This is a genomic window from Gemmatimonadales bacterium (genome assembly GCA_019637315.1).
Lineage (GTDB): Bacteria > Gemmatimonadota > Gemmatimonadetes > Gemmatimonadales > GWC2-71-9 > SHZU01.
In genome coordinates this window covers 138,109-156,595 of record JAHBVU010000007.1, presented here as the reverse complement: position 1 = coordinate 156,595, position 18,487 = coordinate 138,109, and the positions used below count along the sequence as shown (strand labels likewise).

Below are 18,487 nucleotides of genomic sequence, written 5' to 3'. Positions count from 1 at the left end.
GTTGCTGATCGATCCGTTTACCGTCGTTGCGCAGATCATCAACTTTGCGTTGCTGGTCTGGTTGCTCCGGCGCTTTCTGTATGACCCCGTCACCCGGGTCATGCGCACGCGTGAAGAACGGATTCGCGCGGAAACGGAGGACGCCCGACAGTTGCGTGAGGCGGCAGCCGCGGAGGGCGAGCAGTACCGGCGGCTGACTGCCGAATTCGAGTCGGACCGTGAGCGTCGGCTGGCTGAGACTCGGGCCGAGCTCGAGGCCATGCGGCTGGAACAGGTTCGCGTGGCACGGGCTGAGGTCGAGGCACTGCGGGCGCGGTGGCAGCATGGGCTGGAGCAGGAGCGGGCGGCCTTCGTTCGCGAGCTCCGTCGCCGGGTAGGTCACGAAAGCCTGGCTGTGATCCGGCAGGCGCTCCGGGAGATGGCCGATACGGAGATAGAGGCGCGGCTGGTGACTCGCTTTACGGAGCGGCTGGCGACGCTCGACTCCGAGACCCGAGAGCGGATTCGAACGGCCGCCCGCGACGCCGGTGCACGCCAGCCGGTTGTCCGAACGGCGTTTCCCTTGTCTGCGGAGCAAGAGATGGAGGTTCGGCGTGCGGTCGGGGTCGCCGCCGCGTACGAGGGCGACATGCGGTTCGAGACCGACCCGGCCCTCGTGGCCGGGGTCGAACTGCGGGCCGGAGGATGGAAGGTCGCTTGGGCCATCGACGATTACCTTCAGTCGCTCGAAGATGCCATGAGTGAGATGCTGGCTGCCGAGCCGATTCCGGATCGCGACCGTGATTGAATCGAATGCGCAGCTTTTGTCCGCGCTCGACGGGACTCCAGGCCTTCTCGCGGCGGCCAATCGGAGCCGCCAGCCCGGCCTGACGCTCCGTGAGGTAGGAACAGTTCGGTCGGTCGGACAGGGGACGGCTCGGGTAGACGGCCTTCCTGGGGTTGGTGCGGAGGAGCTGGTTGAGTTCGCTGCCGGGGTGACCGGGCTTGCGTTCAATCTCGACCCCGACGAGGTGGGCGTCATTCTCCTGGGCGATGGCCGAGCCATCGTGGCCGGGAGCGAGGTGCGTCGGACCGGTCGGGTAACCGATGTCCCGGTCGGCCCCGGGCTGCTCGGCCGAGTCATTGATCCGACGGGGCATCCGCTGGACGGCGGCGGGCAGGTCCGCGCCGCGGCTCGGTGGCCGGTCGAGCGGGAGGCGCGTCCGATCATTCACCGGGCGCCGGTCACCGTTCCGCTCCAGACGGGGCTCAAGGTTGTCGATGCGCTGGTGCCGATCGGTCGGGGCCAGCGGGAGCTCATCCTGGGCGATCGCCAGACGGGCAAATCGGCGCTGGCGCTGGATACGATTCTGAATCAGCACGATCAGGACGTCATCTGCGTGTACTGCGCCATTGGACAGCAGACTGCCTCGGTTGCCGGCCTCGTAACTGAGCTCAGGCAGCGCGGCGCCCTCGAGTATTCGGTCGTCGTCGTGGCACCCGGCGAGGCGGCGCCCGGCCTCCAGTACATCGCTCCATACGCAGCAACCAGCATCGCGGAGTACTTCATGGAGGACGGGCGGGACGTGCTGATCGTCTACGACGATCTGACTCGCCACGCCCAGGCGTACCGCGAGCTCTCGCTGTTGCTGCACCGGCCGCCAGGGCGGGAGGCGTTCCCGGGCGACATCTTTTACCTGCATGCCCGTCTGCTCGAGCGCGCGACGCGCCTGCGGCCGGAGTTTGGGGGCGGCTCGATCACGGCGCTGCCCGTCGTCGAGACGGAGGCCCAGAACCTGTCGGCCTACATTCCGACCAACCTCATTTCGATCACGGATGGCCAAGTGTACTTGTCTCCTGGCCTGTTCCAGAAAGGGGTTCTTCCGGCTGTGGACGTTGGTTTGTCCGTGTCCCGGGTGGGCGGTAAATCGCAGCTGGCCTCGTATCGCGCCATCGCGGCGGACCTTCGATTGGCGTACAGTCAGTTCGAGGAACTGGAGGCATTCACGCGCTTTGGAACTCGCCTCGATGAGGAGACCCGGCGAACGCTGATCCGCGGCGAGAGGGTCCGCGAAGTGCTCAAGCAGCCGCAGTTTGCAACCGTGCCAGCTGCGGAGCAGGTGATCACGCTGCTCATCGTCACGTCCGGGTTGTTCGACAACCTCTCGGTTTCCCGCATCGCCGAGGCGGAAGCGCTGGTTCGCGATGCCGTCGTCCGCGAGCTCCCGGACGTGGCTGCCGCCATCAGGAGGGGAGATCGTCTGGCCGATACGCAGCGTGACCAGATCCTGACGGTGGCTGGCCGTCACCTCGACACGTGGCGAGCGGGGTCTGATGCAAACGTATGAGCGGATCAGGCGGCGGCTGGAGACCGCTGAGGATCTGCGTTCCATTGTTCGCACGATGAAGGCGCTTGCGACGGTGAGTATCCGGCAGTACGAGGTCGCGGCTGCGGCGTTGGAGGAATATGCCCAGAACGTCGACTATGGGCTGCAGATCCTGCTTCATACACGACCCGGCGCGGTTGGCGAGATCGCTGGCGACGAGGCCGTCCACCGGGCGGGCGCGATCGTGTTTGGGTCCGATCAGGGCTTGTGCGGAGCATTCAACGAGAGGATCGCAGCCTACTTTCTCGATCAGCACCAGGCTCGCCGCGCAGAGGCCCGCGGTCCGGTACTGGCTGTCGGGGCCCGGATTGGTGCGCGCCTGGCCGATGGTGGCGCGCAGCCGGAAGCGACCCTGTCGCTCCCGGCATCGGCTGCGCTGATTGGAGCCCTGGTTGAGGAACTGCTCGCCCGAATCGATGGTTGGCGTACCGCGGGCTCGACGGACGGAATTCGGGTGTACTTCAATCGTCCATATAGCGGTGCCATCTTCCGGCCGACCGTCCGTACGGTGCTGCCGTTCGAACGCGCCAGGCTCGAGGCATTGGCGGCTGAGCCATGGCGCCCTCGGGCGCTTCCAATGGCGGCGGGTGACTGGACCTCGCTGTTTACTTCGGTGGTGCGCCAGTACCTGTTCGTGACGCTCTGCCGAGCGGCTGCGGAGTCACTCGCGAGCGAGCACGCCAGCCGTCGTGCCGCCATGCATGCTGCTGAGCGGAATGTCGACGATCGGTTGCTGGTCCTTCGAGGAGAGTTTCATCTGCACCGCCAGTCATCGATCACGACCGAGCTCCTGGATATCGTCTCTGGTTATCAGGTCCTGGCGCGCCGGGATCATACCTCATAGCGGACGGTGTCGTCCCGACCTTCTACCGGGCACTAGGACACCTGATGGCGTCACCCCCGCCTTGAGCGCCAAGCCGATGCCACCCAGGACGAGCGCGCTCGCCACCGCCAGCCGGATGGTGACCGGCTCAGCGAGGAGCACCGTACCGCCGGCCGCTGCGATGACCGGCACGGCGAGTTGGACGACTGCTGCTGCTATCCCGGTGAGTCCGCGCAGCGCCTGATACCAGATGACGTAGCCGACGCCCGAAGCCAGCGCTCCAGAGATCACGGCCAGCACGACGCCGCGCAGTTCGAGGTCGTCCCCGCTCCAGGTTGCGAGGAGCAGGATCGCGGCCATCGGAACCGTCCGCCCGAAGTTGGTCGCGGTCTGCGCCAGAGGGTCAGGCAACCCCCGCCCAGCAAGCGAGTAGAACCCCCACGCCACGCCGGCTACGACCATCAATGCTGCACTGGCGACTGGCGGTGCCGTGACGCCCGGAAGCAGCAGGTACACGAGCCCCCCGAACGCGACGGCCAGGCCCGCCCACTGGCCCGGTCGCGGACGCCCCTCTCGACGGAGGCTGGCCAGAATCATGGTGACTTGCACGGTGCCAAAGAGCAGCAGTGCTCCGGTACCGGTGCTCAGGCCGACATAGGCAAACGAGAAGGGAACCGCATACAGAAAGAGGAGCACGGCTGGCCACCAGGACCGTCCTGAGCTTCTCGAAGCGCTCGGCCGGCTCCGAACCAGCGCGCCAAGCGTAACCGCGCCGGCCACGAGCCGAAGCGCGGTGAAGGTTCCGGGGTCGATGACTGCTTCGGCCAGCGCAAGCCGACAGAGAACGGAGTTGGCAGCAAACGCCGTGAGGGCGAGCGCGGTGAGGCCCGCGGTCCTGGCTGGATTCATGTCGCCGTACCATGCCTTACCGCCGACGATTTGGCAACCTAACGGCGGCCGCGACCTCGAATCACCCTGGTGGCCTCCTCGATCAGCCGGTGGCGGTCGACCTTGTGGGTGCCCGCGACCGGGATTTCCGGAACGACGACGACCGCGCGGGGGTGGGCATAGGCGGGACCGTGGTCGAGCGCATAACGCCGAAGCTCTGCTTCCGAGATGGCCTGCCCTGGCGTTGCGACCACGAACGCTACCGGGATCTGGCCCTTGATCTCGTCGGCCACCGGGACGACCGCAGCTTGCGCCACGCCCGGATGCCGCTCGAGCACCCCCTCGACTTCACCGGGGTAGACGTTCTCACCGCCGCAGACGAACATGTCGTCCGCCCGACCAATGAAGTAAAAGAACCCGTCCACGTCGCGACGCATCAGGTCGCCAGTGGTATACCACCCATCCCGAACTCGCTCGGCCGTGACGCGGTCGAGGTTGAGATAGCCGGGCATCAGGGCCGGGCTGCGCAGCTCGAAGACACCTTCGTCGGGAGACGACCCGCCGGCAAGGCGCCACTCCACATCAGGCCACGGGTGCCCAAGCGAGAGCGGCGGTCGCGCCAGGCCAGCCGGGTGCGGGCCGAAGGGGCACGGGCCGGCCTCGGTCGTCCCGTAGCTGTTGCCAATGACGGCGTCCGGAAAGATCGACTGGACCTGCGCAAGCAGCGCATCAGTCAGTGGAGCAGAGCCGATCAGTACCTGGCGGACGTGCCGGAGGTCGAGCTGCGCCAGCAGTTCGCGCTCTCGCGCAATCAGCGCGAACATGGTGGGAATGCCTGACAAGACCGTACAGCGATAGGCGGCAACCGTCTCCAGGTACTGCCGGGCTTCGAAACGCGGCAGCGACACGATGGTCATCCCGTTCGACACCGCCACCGTGGAGAAGAAGAGGCCGTTCTTGTGATAGGTTGGCGCGACGACCAGCGTGACGTCCCGTCGCCCGGCGTCGCAGCCCACGTAGTACTTCCGGAGTGCCCAGAGCTGGCCCTCGTGGAGCAGGGGCACGCCTTTGGGACGTCCGGTCGACCCGGAGGTATAGAGGATCTTGGCCAGATCGTTCGGGCCAGGGTGGACTGTCTCCCACGGGCCGGCATCCAGGAACTGCTGAAAACCGTGTGGCCCGGGGTCATCGAATCGGATCGTTACAACCCCTTCGGGTACGAGACCCGCCCGTTCCTGGTCCGTCACGACCGCCGCAATGTCAGCGTCCGCGAAGATGAACGCGACCGTCTCCGCAGGCAGCTTGAAATTGATCGGAACAGCGACCATGCCGGCCCTGAGGATGCCGAAATAGACCGCCAGGAACTCTGCCCGGTTCTCCGCCAGGATCGCGATTCGGGTCCCCGGCGCGTGGCCGAGTCGGACCAGCCCGCGGGCAACGGCGTTGGCGGTAGCGTCGAGGGTGGCTGTCGACCAGGTTACCGGCGCGCCCGGTGTGCGGAGATCGATGAAGGCCGGATGGTCCGGCGCTTCACTCGAGGTAACGTTGCCCAGATTGACGCGATCGATCATGGTATGATCAGCACCTTGCCGACAACTTCACGGTCCTCGAGCAATCGTTCACCCTCGGCCGCCTGGTCGAGCGGCAACCGCGTGTCGATGACGGGTGCCAGCTGTCCCTCGGCAATCATCGCCATCAGCCGGACGATGTCGTCCGGGGTCCAGCCGTTCGAGCCGATCATCTCGTGCTCGAAGGTCCAGAGGTAGCGCGCATCGGTACGAAGGTCGAAGCCGGCAGTCGCGCCGCAGGTCAGAATGCGCCCACCCACCCGAACGCATTTCTGGGTTTCGATCCAGGTGTCGCCTCCGGTGAAGTTGACAGCCACATCGACGCCGCCTTCACCAGTGATGCGTGGCTTGCCATACCGCGCACGGACCCCGTCGACAAAACGCGTTTCCTGGTAGTTGATGCAATGATCGGCGCCGAGTGCTTCGAGGCGGGCGATCTTCGCGGCTGAGCTGGCGCATGCGACGACCTCAGCGCCGAGCAGCTTGGCCAGCTGAACGCACGCGACGCCCACACCGCCACTCGCACCCAGTACCAGGACGCGCTCGCCGGCCTGGACTCGACCCCGGGTGACCAGCATCCGGTGCGCGGTGGCATACGCCAGCGGCAGCGACGCTGCGTCCTCGAGTGATACAGCATCCGGCACACGAATCAGCTGCGTCTCGGGAACAGAGACGAACTCGGCGCGCCCACCATCGGCGACCTCGCCAATCATGCCGAACCGGTTGCCTCCGCGGTACACCGGGTCGATCACCACCCGATCGCCGGGGGACCAGCGGGTTACCTGCGAACCGATCGATGCGACCGTGCCCGCGATGTCCGACCCCACGACGATCGGCAGGGGAATCCGGATCCCGGGCATGCCGCGACGGGTGAAGATGTCGTGATAGTTGAGAGCCGTCGCTGCCACGGCAACCAGGACATCGGTGGGGCCGGGGGTTGGATCGGGATAATCGGTGCGATAGACGAGCTGGTCCCGCCCGCCGTGCGCCACGGTAACGACAGCCCGCATGCAGTGCCTCGTACCAGATGGGTTGAGGCCGGTCAGAGTACCGGCGTATACTTAATGGAATTAAGGTAATGATTGTCCGGCCACGGGCAAGCAAGCCTCGCCCGCCATTCGGAGATCGAGATGAGCCGCCGCGCCGCGAAAACGGATGACGAGATTCTGGCGGAAGCCATCCGCGTCGTCCGCCGGCGCGGACGTCATGTCACGCTGGCCGAAATTGGCGCCGAGGTCGGGTTGACCGCCGCTCGGCTGATTCAGCGATTCGGGTCGCGCGGGAGGTTGCTGGCTCTGATCGAGGACCGTGCCGATCGTAGAATCCTCGATGCGGTCCTCGACGATCTCGATCTCGAGGGCGACCCGATCGGGGCGTTGATCGACAGGCTGGCGCAGGTCGCCGTCCGGAACGCGGCGCGGCTCTACCTCCTCTCCAATTCGTATCTCTACGATCCCGGGCACCTCGCGACACCAGGGGGCGCCAGGGCTGCCAAGGCGCGCGAGACGCTGGTCATCGGACGAATCCGTGCCATCATCGACCGTGCGGTGATGGAACGATGGATTGCGCCCGGGCTCGATCGTGCGGCGCTGGCCCGGGCAGTCTGGATTACCTGGGTCGGGACCTACACCGCCTGGGCCTACGCACCAGTCGGATCGCTTCGGCGTCTCGTCAGGCAGGACCTTCGCACCCTGCTCTGGCCCTACCTTACGCCTCGCGCTCGGGTTCGCCACTCGGCACGGTAGCGTCTTGCCGGTCTGGGGGTGCGTCCGGGGCGCGTTTGGGAGGAGATGGCGACCGGGGCGTCCCGACGTCGTCGTCATACAGCATCCGCACCGCCGGGGTGTCGAGATCGTCGAATTGTCCGGCACGTGCGGACCAGACGTAGGCCAGGACGCTTGCGCCTGCAACGATGATGGCCAGAGGAAGCACCACGAACAGGATGCTCATGCCGCCTCCGCCAGGTTCGAGGAGGCCTGAAGTGGCTCGCTCCGGCTGGCCGACTGCTGCAGGCCGAAGGTGTGTCCGAACCAGCTGGCGGTCACGACGGTGACGGACGAAGCCGGCATCAGGATCGCCGCCACGAGAGGCGACAGGATCCCGGTCATGGCGAACAGCACACCGAGCGCGTTGTAGCCCAATGCGAAGGCAATGTTCCGCTTGATCACACGCATGGTGCGGGCGCTGCCATCGGCCAGCTCGACCAGCGGTGTGAGTCCCGGCGTGGTCAGGTACGCATCAGCGCTCGACAGCGATGCCTCCGCACCTCCGTGTACACCGATGCCGACGTCGGCGGCGGCAATGGCCGCGGCGTCGTTGACGCCGTCTCCCACCATAACAACGGTTCGTCCACCCATTTGCCGCCGCGTCTCGACGACTGCTTGCTTCATTTCCGGTGTAGCGGCGCCGATGATCTCGTCCGGTCCGAAACCGAGTGCGGCGCCGACGGCCTTGGCAACCCGGGCATCGTCGCCCGAGAGCAGCAGGGTGCGCCAGCCGCGCGCGCGCAGCGCGGTCAGCGCCGCCGCGGCGTCTGCCCGAATCCGGTCACCCAGGCCGGCGATGGCGATCACGCGGCCATCGACGGCGACGAGCACCGGCGTCAGGGTCGGCTGGGTCAGCCGGGTCAGCCAGCGTTCACCGTCCTCAGCGTAGCGACCGACGAAGGCGGGCGAGCCCAGCACGACCTCGCGTCCGGCGACCGTACCGACGATTCCGCCGCCGGTCACGTGCCTGACCTCAGTTGCCTCGTGCTGTGGTGCATCGGGCCAAGCGCGTCGGAACCCGTCGGCAAGCGGATGGGAGGAGCCGGATTCGAGTGCGAGCACCAACGCCTGGGCTGTCGGGTCGCCGTGCCACTCAACCAGTGTCGACTGCCCTTCGGTCAGGGTGCCGGTCTTGTCGAGAATCAGCTCGCCTGGAGTCGAGAGTTGCTCCAGCGCATCGCCGCCCTTGATGTAGATGCCCCGACCGGCTGCGCGCCCAACCGCGACGGTGACGGCCAGCGGCGTCGCGAGGGCCAGTGCGCAGGGACAGGTCACGATGAGCAGCGCAATGGCATAGTCCCAGGCGGCGGCCGAATCCCGTGGCAGCCAGATCAGGAACGTGATCGTTGCGAGCGTCAGGATCACGGCGACGAAGATGCCCGAGAGTCGATTGGCAAACGCGATTACCGGGGCGCGACGTGCCGCGCTTTCCTCGACCTGGCGGAGCAGCCGGGCGAGTCGCGAGCCGCTGCCGGCTGCCTCGACGCGAACGCGAACCGGGGCTCCGACATTGAGCGTGCCGGCGTAGACGCGGTCGCCCTGCCCGGTCCGGATCGGCTCCGATTCGCCCGTCAGCAGTGCAGCGTTGACGGTGGTAGTGCCCGATGAAACGAGTCCGTCGGCGGGAAAGGTTTCGCCGGCGCGCACCAGGATCTCCATGTCCGGGAGCAAGGCAACCGCCGGCAGCTCCTGCTCGGTGCCGTCGGCCGCAACGACGCGTGCGGCACCCGGTGCCAGCGAGAAGAGCAGCTCGGAGGCATCGGTTGCTGCACGCTGGCCGCGTTGCTGCAGGTATCGCCCCGCCAGCAGCAGGAAGATCAGGATGGTCAGGCCATCGAAGTAGATTGGCCCGCTGTCGGTGATGGTGTTGATTGCTCCGCGAATGAAACCTGCCGCCAGGGCGATGGCAATCGGCAAATCCATGTGCAGCGACTTGGTGCGCAATGCCGCTATCGCGCCAGTAAAGAAGACTCGGCCCGGAAAGAGAAACGCGGGAATTGTGAGCAGCAGCGAGACCCACCGGAACAGCCCGAGATAGGCCTCCTCCATCCCGTGGAACTCTCCTGAGTACAGCGCCAGCGCCGGAAGCATCACGTTACCGGCAATGGCGCCAGCCACGCCGATCCGAACCAGCGCAGCCCGATCCTCGCGCCGACGCATGGCTTCGCGGGCAACGCCGCGGAACGGATGGGGCGGGTAGCCGAGCCGGTCGAGTGTCTGCGCAATGGTCGAAAGAGGTGCCTGCGCCGGCGACCAGCGCACCTGTGCCAGCGCCCGGCGCACGTCCAGCTCGACGCTCAACGTTCCCGGCACGAGCAATGGTACCCGCTCGACCAGCCAGACGCAGCTGGCGCAGTGCACGCCCTCCAGGTAGAGCTCTGCGCTGGCGGTGCCGTCGGCATCGTGGCGCACGTACAGCTCCTCGAAGGCAGGGTGGTCGAACTCGGCGTAGTTCCGTCCGCTGCTGGCCACGGCCATACCGCGCCGCTCGCCGAGTTCGTAGTACCGTTCCAACCCGCCGGCGTGGAGAATATCCCAGGCAGTTGCGCAGCCGGCGCAACAGAACGACGGACTGCCATCTGCCCGGCTCGCATCCAGGGGAACGGCGAGGCCGCAATGCGCACAGGGCGTTCCGATGGTCGCCGTCACGTCACGGGCCATGATGATGAGCCGCTTCGAAGCCGGGCACCGCCGGCAGCAGACGGTGCAGGGCATTGCCGCCTGGCAGAACACCCAGGTGCAGCGCGATCGATGCCAGCCCGAGCACGATGATGACGACGGCGCTCACCAGCGGCAGCCGGGTGCGAAACCGCCCGGTCAGCCGCTGGGCTGCCGCGCCGACAGTGAGCATCATCGGGAGGGTGCCGACCCAGAACAGGCTCATCACAGCGGCAGCGGACAGCGCCGATCCGGTTCCCGCAGCTACGGCGACGAAGGCCCACATCCAGCCGCACGGCATCAGGGTTGTCGCGAGCCCGGTCGTGGCCGCACGGACTGCTGGCGCGCGATCGCGAAACCGGAGCAGCACCGTGCCCATGGCGCGCTGCCAGAAGCCAGGAACCTGTGGTGCGCCGAGTCGCACGCCCTTGGCGCGAAGCAGGGCGTGAATGCCCCAGCTGACCAGGAGGAGGCCGGTTGCCAGCGCCGCCGCTGGGCCGAGCCAGGCACCCGCGACGCCGGCCGAGATGCCGAGCAGGAGATACGAGGCCAGCCGCCCGAGGTTGTAGGCGAGATGATGGCGCCGCGCCGCTCGTCCGCGACCACCCTGCGGGTCGGGATCGGCGTACAGACAGGTGAACGCCCCGCACATCGCGGCGCAGTGCACGCTGCCGAGCAGCGAGGCTCCCAGCACGGCAGGGGCGAGCGTGTTCATTGGCTACTCTCGTCGAAGCCCGGCTGCGACACGCGCCGGATCAGGCTCACCGGGGCGTCGGGTCACCAGGGTGCCGACTGCATCGTAGCTGGCGTCGATGCGCAGCGGGGCGACCAGTCGCTCGCCCGCGCGGTCCACCGTGACGACGACCTCCCAGAGGCCGGGCTGATCGATGGCCATGGTCGTGGTGTACCTGCCATCGCCTTGCGGGGTCGGCGTACTGGTCACGCTTCGGTTGGCATGGGCAATCGGCCGGGCCACGACATCGATCGTGGCGGCATCGAGCGGTGCGCCGTCACGGTCGGTGAGCAGGATGATCAGGGGGGTGGAGTCGCCGGACACGGGCGCCAGCGTCGGATGGACACGCCAGCCGAGTTCAGCTGAGCGGCGAACCTGCGCCTGAGTGGTATCCCACCCTACCGCGCGCCGGTAGTAGTCCGGCTCGACGGCAAAGTGCGGATCAGCCGAGGCGACGCGCATCAAGGTGATGCCCAGGGCAACATTGCCCAACAGGACGAGGGTGATGGCGGCAGGCCAGATTCGGTCTTTGCGGAACAGACGGCTCATGGATTGGTGCCTCCGATGGAGTCGGTCGGACCGAGCAGGTTGAAGGGGATCCGCTCGTCGAGTCCCTGGTCGTCACTGATCCGGACCGTCACATCCCGCCGCCCGCCGCTGAAGGCGGTACGCGGCAGCAGGATGAAGGCGCTGGTGGTTCGCAGCTTGTTGGGCTCGATGCTCAGGGGGCTTTCCGGTGTGATGACGGTTCCAACCTCCGCGCCGTCGATAGCAATGGTGTACGTGCGGACCTGGGCACTGCGATTGGCAATTCGAATCCGGATCTGATTGGCAACGCTTCCATCGGCCTCCAGCTGGAATGGCTCGCCGGTGCTGCGCAGAAGCGTGATGTCGGCGCTCGACCTGGTGCCCAGCACAGCGATGAAGGCGCCGAGGAACATGAGCAGCAGCAACGGGTAGATGACGACGCGGGGACGGAGCCGTTTCCCGGGCTTGCCTGCGAGGGCATCCTGCGTGGCATATCTGATCAGGCCGGGCGGCTTCCCGACCTGGGCCATGATGCTGTCACAGGCATCGATGCATTGGGTGCAGTGGACGCACTCCATCTGGAGTCCGTTACGGATATCGATGCCGGTGGGACAGGTGGTGACACATGCTACGCAGTCGATGCAGTCGCCTGCCCCCTCTGGGCGCACCTTACCGCGGCTTCGCGGCTCGCCGCGATTGTAGTCATAGGCGACGACCAGCGATTGCCGATCGAGCAGCGCGGACTGCCAGCGACCGTAGGGACAGGCGATCAGACAGGTCTGTTCGCGGAACCAGGTGAAGTCGGTGAAGACGAGACCGGTCGTCACCGCCATGACCAGAAAGGGGACGGGATGCTCACGCGGCGACAGCCGGACCCACTGGGCCAGCGCGTCGACCCCTACGAAGTACGCCAGGAAGGTATGCGCCAGCAGTAGGGAAAGCGCGAGGTAGATCGCGTACTTGAGCAGTCTTCGCGGGTGGAAGTGCCCGTGATTCCGATCAAGTCGAAGGGAGCCGCTGCGGCCCCCTTCGACCAGGCGCTCGATGGGGCGGTACAGGTACTCGAGGTAGATGGTCTGCGGACAGCCCCAGCCGCACCAGACTCGTCCGAACAGCGCCGAGAAAAGAAACACGGCAATCACCAGGGTCGCGAGCAGGAGCATCAACAGCACCGTGTCCGTTGGCAGGAACGTGGTGCCGAAGAGAGTAAACTCGCGGCGAGGTGCGTCGAGAAGAATGGCGGGCTTCCCGTTGATCTTGATGTGCGGGATCGCGATGAAGGCCGTCATCAGCAGATAAGCCACCGCGCGCCGCCGGTGCCACCAGCGCCCCGTAGAGGGTTTTGGCCGCAGCCAGTTGCGCGTCCCGTCTTCGTTGAGAGTCGGGAGAACGCGGCCGGCGGGTGCGGGGGCGTTGGTGCTCACCTGGGAACGAGCACGCCCTGAGGCGCCTTGGCCTGTTTGGGCGTGGTACCGCGCAGGGACCAGGTGTACGCGGTCACCTGATCGATCTGCGCAGGTGTCAGTGTCTTGCCCCAGGGTGGCATGCCTTTGGCCAGCACGCCATCGACGATGACGGCGTGGACACTATCGATACTGCCTCCGTGCAGCCAGTAATCATCGGTCAGGTTCGGTCCGATCAGGCCGCCGCCGTCGGCGACGTGGCATGCGGCGCAGTAGCGCTGGTAGATCGCACCTCCCTCCGCTTTCGCGGCGGGATCTTCTGCCAACGCGAGGAGTGCCGCCGGATCGGCCGGGCCTGCGCCCTGCGGGTGAGCCTCGCGCCAGGCTGCCATGTCAGCCTCGTATTCTGCGACGCGACCCTTGCCACTGCCGATGCCGCCGATGTTGAGGGCATAGACGATCGAGTAGATGATGGTGGCCCAGAAGATGATGACCCACCACCGTGGCATCGGGTTGTCATACTCCTGAATGCCGTCGTACTCGTGCTCGACCAGCCGATCCTTTTCGCTCATCCGTGCCTCACCGGGTCTTGGAATGGTTCGGTGTCGTGTTGTCCGGAACGGTACCGTTCTGACCGTCCTCGAGCGGAATCCTCTTGTCCGCTTCCCAGCGTGAGCGGGAAGCGGGACGAAAAACCCACCAGACGATCAGCACGAAGGCGATCAGAAAGAACACCAGTGCTACCTGGGCATAGGCCGAGAGACCGGCGTTGCCCATGATGTCGGAGAGCTTCACGGTGCACCTGCCGTCGTGGCGCTGGTCGAGATGTCACGACCGAGACGCTGCATATACGCGATGATGGCCACCATTTCCTTGTCAGCCAGCCCCTTGGGGCCGCCGGCGGCCTCGATGTCCCGCGCAATCGCCTCCGCCTGGGTCTTGGCCATCGGCTGTGCGTTGGTAACCGCCTCGCCATAGGGCACACCGAGCATCGCCATGGTTCCGACCCGCTTACCAAGCACGTCCCAGTCGATCGTGCGGGTGCTGAAGTGGCGATATGGGGGCATGATCGACCCGGCCGCGATCTCCTGCGGATTCTCGAAGTGCCGAACGTGCCAGAGGTTCGGATACTTGCCGCCGGTGCGCGCCAGGTCCGGTCCGATCCGTCGCGAACCCCACAGGAACGGATGCTCGTAAACTGATTCGCCCGGCTTACTGTACTCGCCGTACCGCTCGGTCTCGTACCGCAGCGGTCTGATCTGCTGTGAATGACAGTTGAAGCATCCCTCGCGGATATAGATGTCGCGGCCGTACAGCTCGAGTGGCGTGTAGGGTTTGACCGACGCGATGGTCGGGACGTTCGACCGGATCAGGAAGGTCGGCAGGATCTCGAACAGTGACGCAATGATCACCGCCAGCGTCGTGAGCACGGTAAAGAGGACCGGCATCCGTTCCCACCGGCGATGGAATGCCATCGACCGGAACCGGGCCAGCAGGCCGCCGGTGACCGGTGTTGCCGCAGGAGCCGAGTACGCCGGCGTCAGCGGGGCGGCGCGAACAACAGGTTCCTCATACCGGGCGGGCCGATTCCGCCAGGTCATGATCACATTGTACAGCAGGATCACGACGCCGATGATGTAGAGCGAGCCGCCCGCAACGCGAACCCAGTACATCGGCAGCAGGCGGACCACCGTCTCGACGAAGTCGGGGTAGGTCAGGCGGCCGGTGTCGTCGAAGGCGCGCCACATCAGGCCCTGTGTCACGCCGGCCGAGTAGATCGCAAGTACATAGAGGATGATGCCCAGCGTGCCGATCCAGAAATGGACCTCCGCGAGCTTCTTCGAATGCAGCGGGGCCTGGAACAGGCGCGGCAGGAGCCAGTAGATCATGCCGAACGTGATGAAGCCATTCCAGCCCAGAGCGCCGGTATGAACGTGGGCGATGATCCAGTCGGTGTAGTGAGCCAGGGCGTTGACGCTCTTGATCGAGAGCATCGGGCCCTCGAAGGTGCTCATGCCGTACGCGGTGATGCCGACTACGAAGAACTTGAGGATCGGGTCGTCGATCACCTTGTGCCAGGCACCGCGCAGCGTGAGCAGGCCGTTGATCATGCCGCCCCAGCTCGGAGCCCAAAGCATCACGGAAAAGAGCATGCCCAGCGTCGATGCCCATTCAGGCAGCGCGGTGTAGTGCAGATGGTGCGGACCAGCCCAAATGTAGAGAAAGACGAGCGACCAGAAGTGGAGAATGGACAGCCGATAGGAAAAGACCGGCCCCTCAGCCGCCTTCGGCATGAAGTAGTACATCAGACCGAGGAACGGTGTCGTCAGGAAGAATGCGACGGCATTGTGACCATACCACCACTGCATGAAGGCATCCTGGACCCCGGCATAGATCGAGTAGCTCTTGAAGAGCCCGGCTGGGATCGACAGGTTGTTGAAGATATGCAGGATGGCGACCGTGACGATGCTCGCGATGTAAAACCAGATCGCCACGTAGAGGTGGCGTTCGCGGCGGCGGATCATCGTCATCAGGAAGTTGACGGCAAAGACGACCCAGACGACGGCAATCGCGATGTCGATCGGCCACTCCAGCTCCGCATACTCCTTCGCCTGGGTCATACCCAGCGGCAGCGTCAGCGCAGCGGCGACGATGATGGCTTGCCAGCCCCAGAAGTGGAACTTGGACATCCCGTCCGACCACATGCGTGCCTTGAGCAGCCGCTGGGTTGAGTAGTAGGCGCCAGTAAAGAAGGCGTTGCCGCCGAAAGCGAAGATGACCGCGTTGGTGTGCAGGGGCCGGAGTCGACCGAACGAGGTCCACTCGATGCCCAGATTGAAAGCCGGATTGGCCATCTGGAGCGCCACCAGCAATCCGGCCAGCATGCCGATCAAACCCCACACCACAGTCGCAATGAGAAACTTCCGGACGATGGCATCATCGTAGGTGAACTCGTCGAGCAATCCTTCGCTCGGCGCGGTCCCGACGGCGGATCCGCCCATACCCGATCTCCTTGTCGTGATCACGATCGCCGGACCGCGCAGGTCCGCCGGTGGTCGCACCGGCCCGCCGTCGGTTCTCGGGCGGATAGCGATGTTGGCGCTGGGAAGTTCTCTGGGGGGGCGTGAAGTGGATGTTGAGCGATTATGAGGTCGTCTTCATGTCTCCGAGGCAGGGGGGGCGGGCGGGGTCCCGTCGAGCCGACTGACCATGGCCTTGGACAGGGCGACGTATCGGTCCGGATCCTCGACGGCATACCAAGTGAAGCCGTGCCTCCGGCTGAACCAGATATGACCCCCGAGCCCGAGCACGCCTTGGTGAATCCAGGCAATCAGGATGCTCCAAGCGCCCAGGAAGATCGAGAGGATGGCATAGAGGAAGGGGTGAACGACGACCTTGGCGACCAGCTTCCACCGGGGCCAGACGAGACGCCAGGTAATCAGAGCCAGGGCGATCATCGGGATGGTCGCGATCCCAGCATCGCGGAGGATCAGTGAGAGTTCTCGGTCGGTCGACCGGAGGAGCAGGAGCGCGGCGACGGGTACGAGGGCGTATCCGAGCAGCGTGGCTGCGAACACAATGCGTCCCATGCGAGGCTCCTCCCCGAGTCGACGGTGTTCAGGCGGATGGCATGGTCGCGTTGCCGCCGCTGACAACCACGACCACGCGTTCGTCGCGGGCCGGCCGGTAGCGTCCCGACGTGAGCGCGGCGAAGGCTGCCGCTCCCTCGGGCTCGGGCCAGATTCGCACCGCGTCCCAGAGGGTGCGCTGGGCCGCGACGATCTCGTCATCGGTGACCAGGATCGGCTTGTCGCGAAGGCGGGCCACAATCGGGTAGACCAGATCGCCGATTCGGCGGGGAGAGAGTGACGTTGCGAAGCTTTCCGTTGGGGCATCGACTGGTTGCCCGGCTTCGAGCGCGCGTTTCAGAGTAGGTGACCGCTCGGGTTCGACGCCAATGATCCGCCGCGCCCCGCCGTACCACGTCGCGATCCCCGCGAGCAACCCCCCGCCCCCGACCGCTACCAGCACGGTGTCGACGTCAGGTACCTGGGCAGAGATCTCGAGCGCCAGCGTTCCCTGCCCGCAGATGGTCTCAGGTTGATCGAAGGCATGGATCGCGAGCGCTCCGCTGCCTCGGGTCCAAACCTCTGACCGGGCCAGCGCTTCGGCGTAGCCTGCACCTTCCGATTCAACTTGTGCACCAGCCTGGCGAATCCGGTCGAGCTTGAGTGGCGCTGCTGTCGCCGGCACGAAGATTCGGGCTGGGATGCCCAGTATTCCGGCTGCGCACGCGACTGCGGCCCCGTGGTTGCCGCCGGATGCCGCTACCACACCAGCTGGCGGAATCCGGCGCGTGAGGAGGTTGGTAAAGGCGCCCCGAATCTTGAAGGAGCCTGCCCGTTGGAGGGTCTCGAGCTTGAGAGTGACCGACTCGATTGCCAGGTCCAGGTCTCGGCCGGCAACCGTCAAGACCGGAGTCTGGCGGATGAAGGGTGAAATGACCGAATAGGCTCGTTCGACGTCTGCCCGGCTGGGGAGGTTCGCAGTCGGCGAATTCACCACTCGTCAACCGCTTCGACGATCACTTCGACCTCAACCGGGACGTTAAAGGGGAGACCCGCGGCTCCGATCGCGGCCCGCGCATGACGACCGCGTTCGCCGAAGATCTCGACCAGGAGCTCTGAGCAGCCGTCGATGACGGCCGGCTGACCCCCGAATCCTGCCACCCCGTTGACGTAGCCATTCACCTTGACGATGCGGGCAACCCGGTCGAGCGACCCCAGCGCCAGGCGGATGACGGCAACGACGCGCAGCGCAGCCAGCCGGGCGCTCTCCCGAGCTGCCGACTCGCTGACGGTGGAGCCGACCTGGCCGGTGATCGGCCCATCCGGACCGATCGGGATCTGACCCGAGACATAGAGCAGCCGCCCAGTCCGGGTAAAGGGAAGGAAATTCCCCGGGCTTGCCCCGATTGTGGGAAGCGTGAGTCCCGACCGAAGCAGGCGCGCCTCGGGCAGGTCATCTGGATTGGTCATGGTCTCCTCTGAGTGCGGAGGACTCCATCGATCTGGCGCCTGGCCTGGGCAATACCCCGCTCATCACGGCGGTAAAAGGTCCATTGCTTGATCGACTTGGCCCGAACCAGTCCGGCCCGGACCAGGATCTTCATGTGCCGCGATGTGGTCGGCTCACTGACCTTGAGCCGGCGAGCAATCAGAACCGAGCAGACGCCGTCAGTCTCGAGATCACCGTCTACCTGTGCCGGAAAGTGCCGTGTCGGGTGCTCGAGCCAGGTCAGGATCTGCAATCGCTTGTCGCTGTTCATGGCTCGGAGAACGTCGAGGAGTTCGGGCACGGTTAGCAAGTTAACTAACCTGCTAACGCTGTCAACGACTCGGATCGAGGCGGTGTACTGTGGTCACGAGGAGGAGAGCGGTGCAGTGCTCGTGCTGAGCTTGCTTTGTCGCTTGCCGATCCGTGGTCCTGCACCGGGGATCAGCGCGACGGCAGTGTCAGGATGTTCGCTCCTTGCGGAACTTCCGGTACACCTCCGTGCCTGCACCGATCACCAGCAGAGCAATGCCCACGACAATCGTGTAGGGCAGCAGCGGCTCGACTCGCCGGGTGAACTCGGCGCCGAGCCAGACCAGCGCCGTAGCGACGACGAGGACCAGTCCGAGGTAGATGACGCGGTTCTTCGGCATATTGTGATCGCTTCGAGAGAGACCCTTGCCAATGTGGCGATCGGGT

20 protein-coding genes are annotated in these 18,487 nt (G+C 65.7%); 4 read left to right on the top strand and 16 right to left on the bottom strand.

Annotated elements, in window-relative coordinates; all coding sequences use genetic code 11:
* The first annotated feature begins 1 nt into the window (after nucleotide 1).
* From KF785_08760 to KF785_08750, 3 genes are read left to right on the top strand one after another with little or no spacing between them, the layout of a single operon-like run.
* Nucleotides 2-787: a F0F1 ATP synthase subunit delta gene (locus KF785_08760; GenBank protein ID MBX3146851.1), complete on the top strand. Its 786-nt coding sequence runs from the start codon at nucleotides 2-4 to the stop codon at nucleotides 785-787.
* Complete coding sequence (locus KF785_08755; GenBank protein ID MBX3146850.1) at nucleotides 780-2,327, top strand: alternate F1F0 ATPase, F1 subunit alpha; 1,548 nt, start codon at nucleotides 780-782, stop codon at nucleotides 2,325-2,327. The genes KF785_08760 and KF785_08755 overlap by 8 nt, the downstream gene beginning before the upstream one ends.
* On the top strand, nucleotides 2,314-3,210 hold the full coding sequence (locus tag KF785_08750) for a F0F1 ATP synthase subunit gamma (protein MBX3146849.1): 897 nt from the start codon (nucleotides 2,314-2,316) through the stop codon (nucleotides 3,208-3,210). Before KF785_08755 ends, KF785_08750 begins: the two co-directional genes overlap by 14 nt.
* Here the strand turns inward: KF785_08750 and KF785_08745 are convergent.
* Genes KF785_08745 through KF785_08735 form a run of 3 tightly spaced genes read right to left on the bottom strand, consistent with a single transcriptional unit; the run spans nucleotide 3,205 to nucleotide 6,655 of the window.
* Entirely contained in the window at nucleotides 3,205-4,098 is an 894-nt protein-coding gene (locus KF785_08745) for a DMT family transporter (protein ID MBX3146848.1), read from the bottom strand. The genes KF785_08750 and KF785_08745 overlap by 6 nt on opposite strands.
* 38 nt (nucleotides 4,099-4,136) lie before the next feature.
* Complete coding sequence (locus KF785_08740) at nucleotides 4,137-5,648, bottom strand: acyl--CoA ligase (protein ID MBX3146847.1); 1,512 nt, start codon at nucleotides 5,646-5,648, stop codon at nucleotides 4,137-4,139.
* The gene (locus KF785_08735; GenBank protein ID MBX3146846.1) at nucleotides 5,645-6,655 is read right to left on the bottom strand and encodes a zinc-binding dehydrogenase; all 1,011 of its coding nucleotides are present in this window, start codon (nucleotides 6,653-6,655) and stop codon (nucleotides 5,645-5,647) included. Before KF785_08735 ends, KF785_08740 begins: the two co-directional genes overlap by 4 nt.
* A 120-nt stretch (nucleotides 6,656-6,775) precedes the next feature.
* Between KF785_08735 and KF785_08730 the strand changes: the two genes are divergently transcribed.
* Complete coding sequence (locus KF785_08730) at nucleotides 6,776-7,390, top strand: hypothetical protein (protein ID MBX3146845.1); 615 nt, start codon at nucleotides 6,776-6,778, stop codon at nucleotides 7,388-7,390.
* Here the strand turns inward: KF785_08730 and ccoS are convergent.
* The 13 genes from ccoS to KF785_08665 form a co-directional block, all read right to left on the bottom strand.
* Nucleotides 7,353-7,595 (bottom strand): cbb3-type cytochrome oxidase assembly protein CcoS, encoded by a 243-nt coding sequence (ccoS, locus tag KF785_08725; GenBank protein ID MBX3146844.1) that lies wholly within the window; start codon nucleotides 7,593-7,595, stop codon nucleotides 7,353-7,355. The two genes, KF785_08730 and ccoS, sit on opposite strands and share 38 nt — an antisense overlap.
* On the bottom strand, nucleotides 7,592-10,072 hold the full coding sequence (cadA, locus tag KF785_08720) for a cadmium-translocating P-type ATPase (GenBank protein ID MBX3146843.1): 2,481 nt from the start codon (nucleotides 10,070-10,072) through the stop codon (nucleotides 7,592-7,594). Before cadA ends, ccoS begins: the two co-directional genes overlap by 4 nt.
* Nucleotides 10,062-10,784: a sulfite exporter TauE/SafE family protein gene (locus tag KF785_08715; GenBank protein MBX3146842.1), complete on the bottom strand. Its 723-nt coding sequence runs from the start codon at nucleotides 10,782-10,784 to the stop codon at nucleotides 10,062-10,064. Before KF785_08715 ends, cadA begins: the two co-directional genes overlap by 11 nt.
* A gap of 3 nt (nucleotides 10,785-10,787) precedes the next feature.
* A complete protein-coding gene (locus KF785_08710) occupies nucleotides 10,788-11,351 on the bottom strand; it encodes a FixH family protein (GenBank protein ID MBX3146841.1) in 564 nt (187 codons plus the stop codon).
* Nucleotides 11,348-12,619, bottom strand: coding sequence for a cytochrome c oxidase accessory protein CcoG (ccoG, locus tag KF785_08705; GenBank protein MBX3146840.1), 1,272 nt, complete (start codon nucleotides 12,617-12,619; stop codon nucleotides 11,348-11,350). Before ccoG ends, KF785_08710 begins: the two co-directional genes overlap by 4 nt.
* Before the next feature lie 131 nt (nucleotides 12,620-12,750).
* Nucleotides 12,751-13,305: a c-type cytochrome gene (locus tag KF785_08700; GenBank protein MBX3146839.1), complete on the bottom strand. Its 555-nt coding sequence runs from the start codon at nucleotides 13,303-13,305 to the stop codon at nucleotides 12,751-12,753.
* A 7-nt stretch (nucleotides 13,306-13,312) separates the two neighbouring features.
* The gene (locus KF785_08695; GenBank protein MBX3146838.1) at nucleotides 13,313-13,528 is read right to left on the bottom strand and encodes a cbb3-type cytochrome c oxidase subunit 3; all 216 of its coding nucleotides are present in this window, start codon (nucleotides 13,526-13,528) and stop codon (nucleotides 13,313-13,315) included.
* Nucleotides 13,525-15,735, bottom strand: a complete 2,211-nt coding sequence (gene ccoN, locus KF785_08690; protein MBX3146837.1) for a cytochrome-c oxidase, cbb3-type subunit I — start codon at nucleotides 15,733-15,735, stop codon at nucleotides 13,525-13,527. The genes KF785_08695 and ccoN overlap by 4 nt, the downstream gene beginning before the upstream one ends.
* 156 nt (nucleotides 15,736-15,891) lie before the next feature.
* Nucleotides 15,892-16,323, bottom strand: coding sequence for a hypothetical protein (locus KF785_08685; protein ID MBX3146836.1), 432 nt, complete (start codon nucleotides 16,321-16,323; stop codon nucleotides 15,892-15,894).
* Between the two features lie 28 nt (nucleotides 16,324-16,351).
* On the bottom strand, nucleotides 16,352-17,296 hold the full coding sequence (locus KF785_08680; GenBank protein ID MBX3146835.1) for a threonine/serine dehydratase: 945 nt from the start codon (nucleotides 17,294-17,296) through the stop codon (nucleotides 16,352-16,354).
* On the bottom strand, nucleotides 17,293-17,772 hold the full coding sequence (locus KF785_08675; GenBank protein ID MBX3146834.1) for a RidA family protein: 480 nt from the start codon (nucleotides 17,770-17,772) through the stop codon (nucleotides 17,293-17,295). Before KF785_08675 ends, KF785_08680 begins: the two co-directional genes overlap by 4 nt.
* Entirely contained in the window at nucleotides 17,769-18,062 is a 294-nt protein-coding gene (locus KF785_08670; protein MBX3146833.1) for a helix-turn-helix transcriptional regulator, read from the bottom strand. The genes KF785_08675 and KF785_08670 overlap by 4 nt, the downstream gene beginning before the upstream one ends.
* A 187-nt stretch (nucleotides 18,063-18,249) precedes the next feature.
* Nucleotides 18,250-18,441: a hypothetical protein gene (locus KF785_08665; GenBank protein MBX3146832.1), complete on the bottom strand. Its 192-nt coding sequence runs from the start codon at nucleotides 18,439-18,441 to the stop codon at nucleotides 18,250-18,252.
* Nucleotides 18,442-18,487: the final 46 nt, after the last annotated feature.

Excerpts from the sequence above, each read along its gene's own strand:
- KF785_08730 (MBX3146845.1), top strand. The coding sequence starts at position 6,776 with ATGAGCCGCCGCGCCGCGAAAACGGATGACGAGATTCTGGCGGAAGCC.
- KF785_08740 (MBX3146847.1), bottom strand. The coding sequence starts at position 5,648 with ATGATCGATCGCGTCAATCTGGGCAACGTTACCTCGAGTGAAGCGCCG.
- ccoN (MBX3146837.1), bottom strand. The coding sequence starts at position 15,735 with ATGGGCGGATCCGCCGTCGGGACCGCGCCGAGCGAAGGATTGCTCGAC.
- KF785_08735 (MBX3146846.1), bottom strand. The coding sequence starts at position 6,655 with ATGCGGGCTGTCGTTACCGTGGCGCACGGCGGGCGGGACCAGCTCGTC.
- ccoG (MBX3146840.1), bottom strand. The coding sequence starts at position 12,619 with ATGACGGCCTTCATCGCGATCCCGCACATCAAGATCAACGGGAAGCCC.
- KF785_08745 (MBX3146848.1), bottom strand. The coding sequence starts at position 4,098 with ATGAATCCAGCCAGGACCGCGGGCCTCACCGCGCTCGCCCTCACGGCG.
- KF785_08750 (MBX3146849.1), top strand. The coding sequence starts at position 2,314 with ATGCAAACGTATGAGCGGATCAGGCGGCGGCTGGAGACCGCTGAGGAT.
- KF785_08685 (MBX3146836.1), bottom strand. The coding sequence starts at position 16,323 with ATGGGACGCATTGTGTTCGCAGCCACGCTGCTCGGATACGCCCTCGTA.
- KF785_08670 (MBX3146833.1), bottom strand. The coding sequence starts at position 18,062 with ATGAACAGCGACAAGCGATTGCAGATCCTGACCTGGCTCGAGCACCCG.
- KF785_08710 (MBX3146841.1), bottom strand. The coding sequence starts at position 11,351 with ATGAGCCGTCTGTTCCGCAAAGACCGAATCTGGCCTGCCGCCATCACC.
- ccoS (MBX3146844.1), bottom strand. The coding sequence starts at position 7,595 with ATGAGCATCCTGTTCGTGGTGCTTCCTCTGGCCATCATCGTTGCAGGC.
- KF785_08700 (MBX3146839.1), bottom strand. The coding sequence starts at position 13,305 with ATGAGCGAAAAGGATCGGCTGGTCGAGCACGAGTACGACGGCATTCAG.
- cadA (MBX3146843.1), bottom strand. The coding sequence starts at position 10,072 with ATGGCCCGTGACGTGACGGCGACCATCGGAACGCCCTGTGCGCATTGC.
- KF785_08675 (MBX3146834.1), bottom strand. The coding sequence starts at position 17,772 with ATGACCAATCCAGATGACCTGCCCGAGGCGCGCCTGCTTCGGTCGGGA.
- KF785_08665 (MBX3146832.1), bottom strand. The coding sequence starts at position 18,441 with ATGCCGAAGAACCGCGTCATCTACCTCGGACTGGTCCTCGTCGTCGCT.
- KF785_08715 (MBX3146842.1), bottom strand. The coding sequence starts at position 10,784 with ATGAACACGCTCGCCCCTGCCGTGCTGGGAGCCTCGCTGCTCGGCAGC.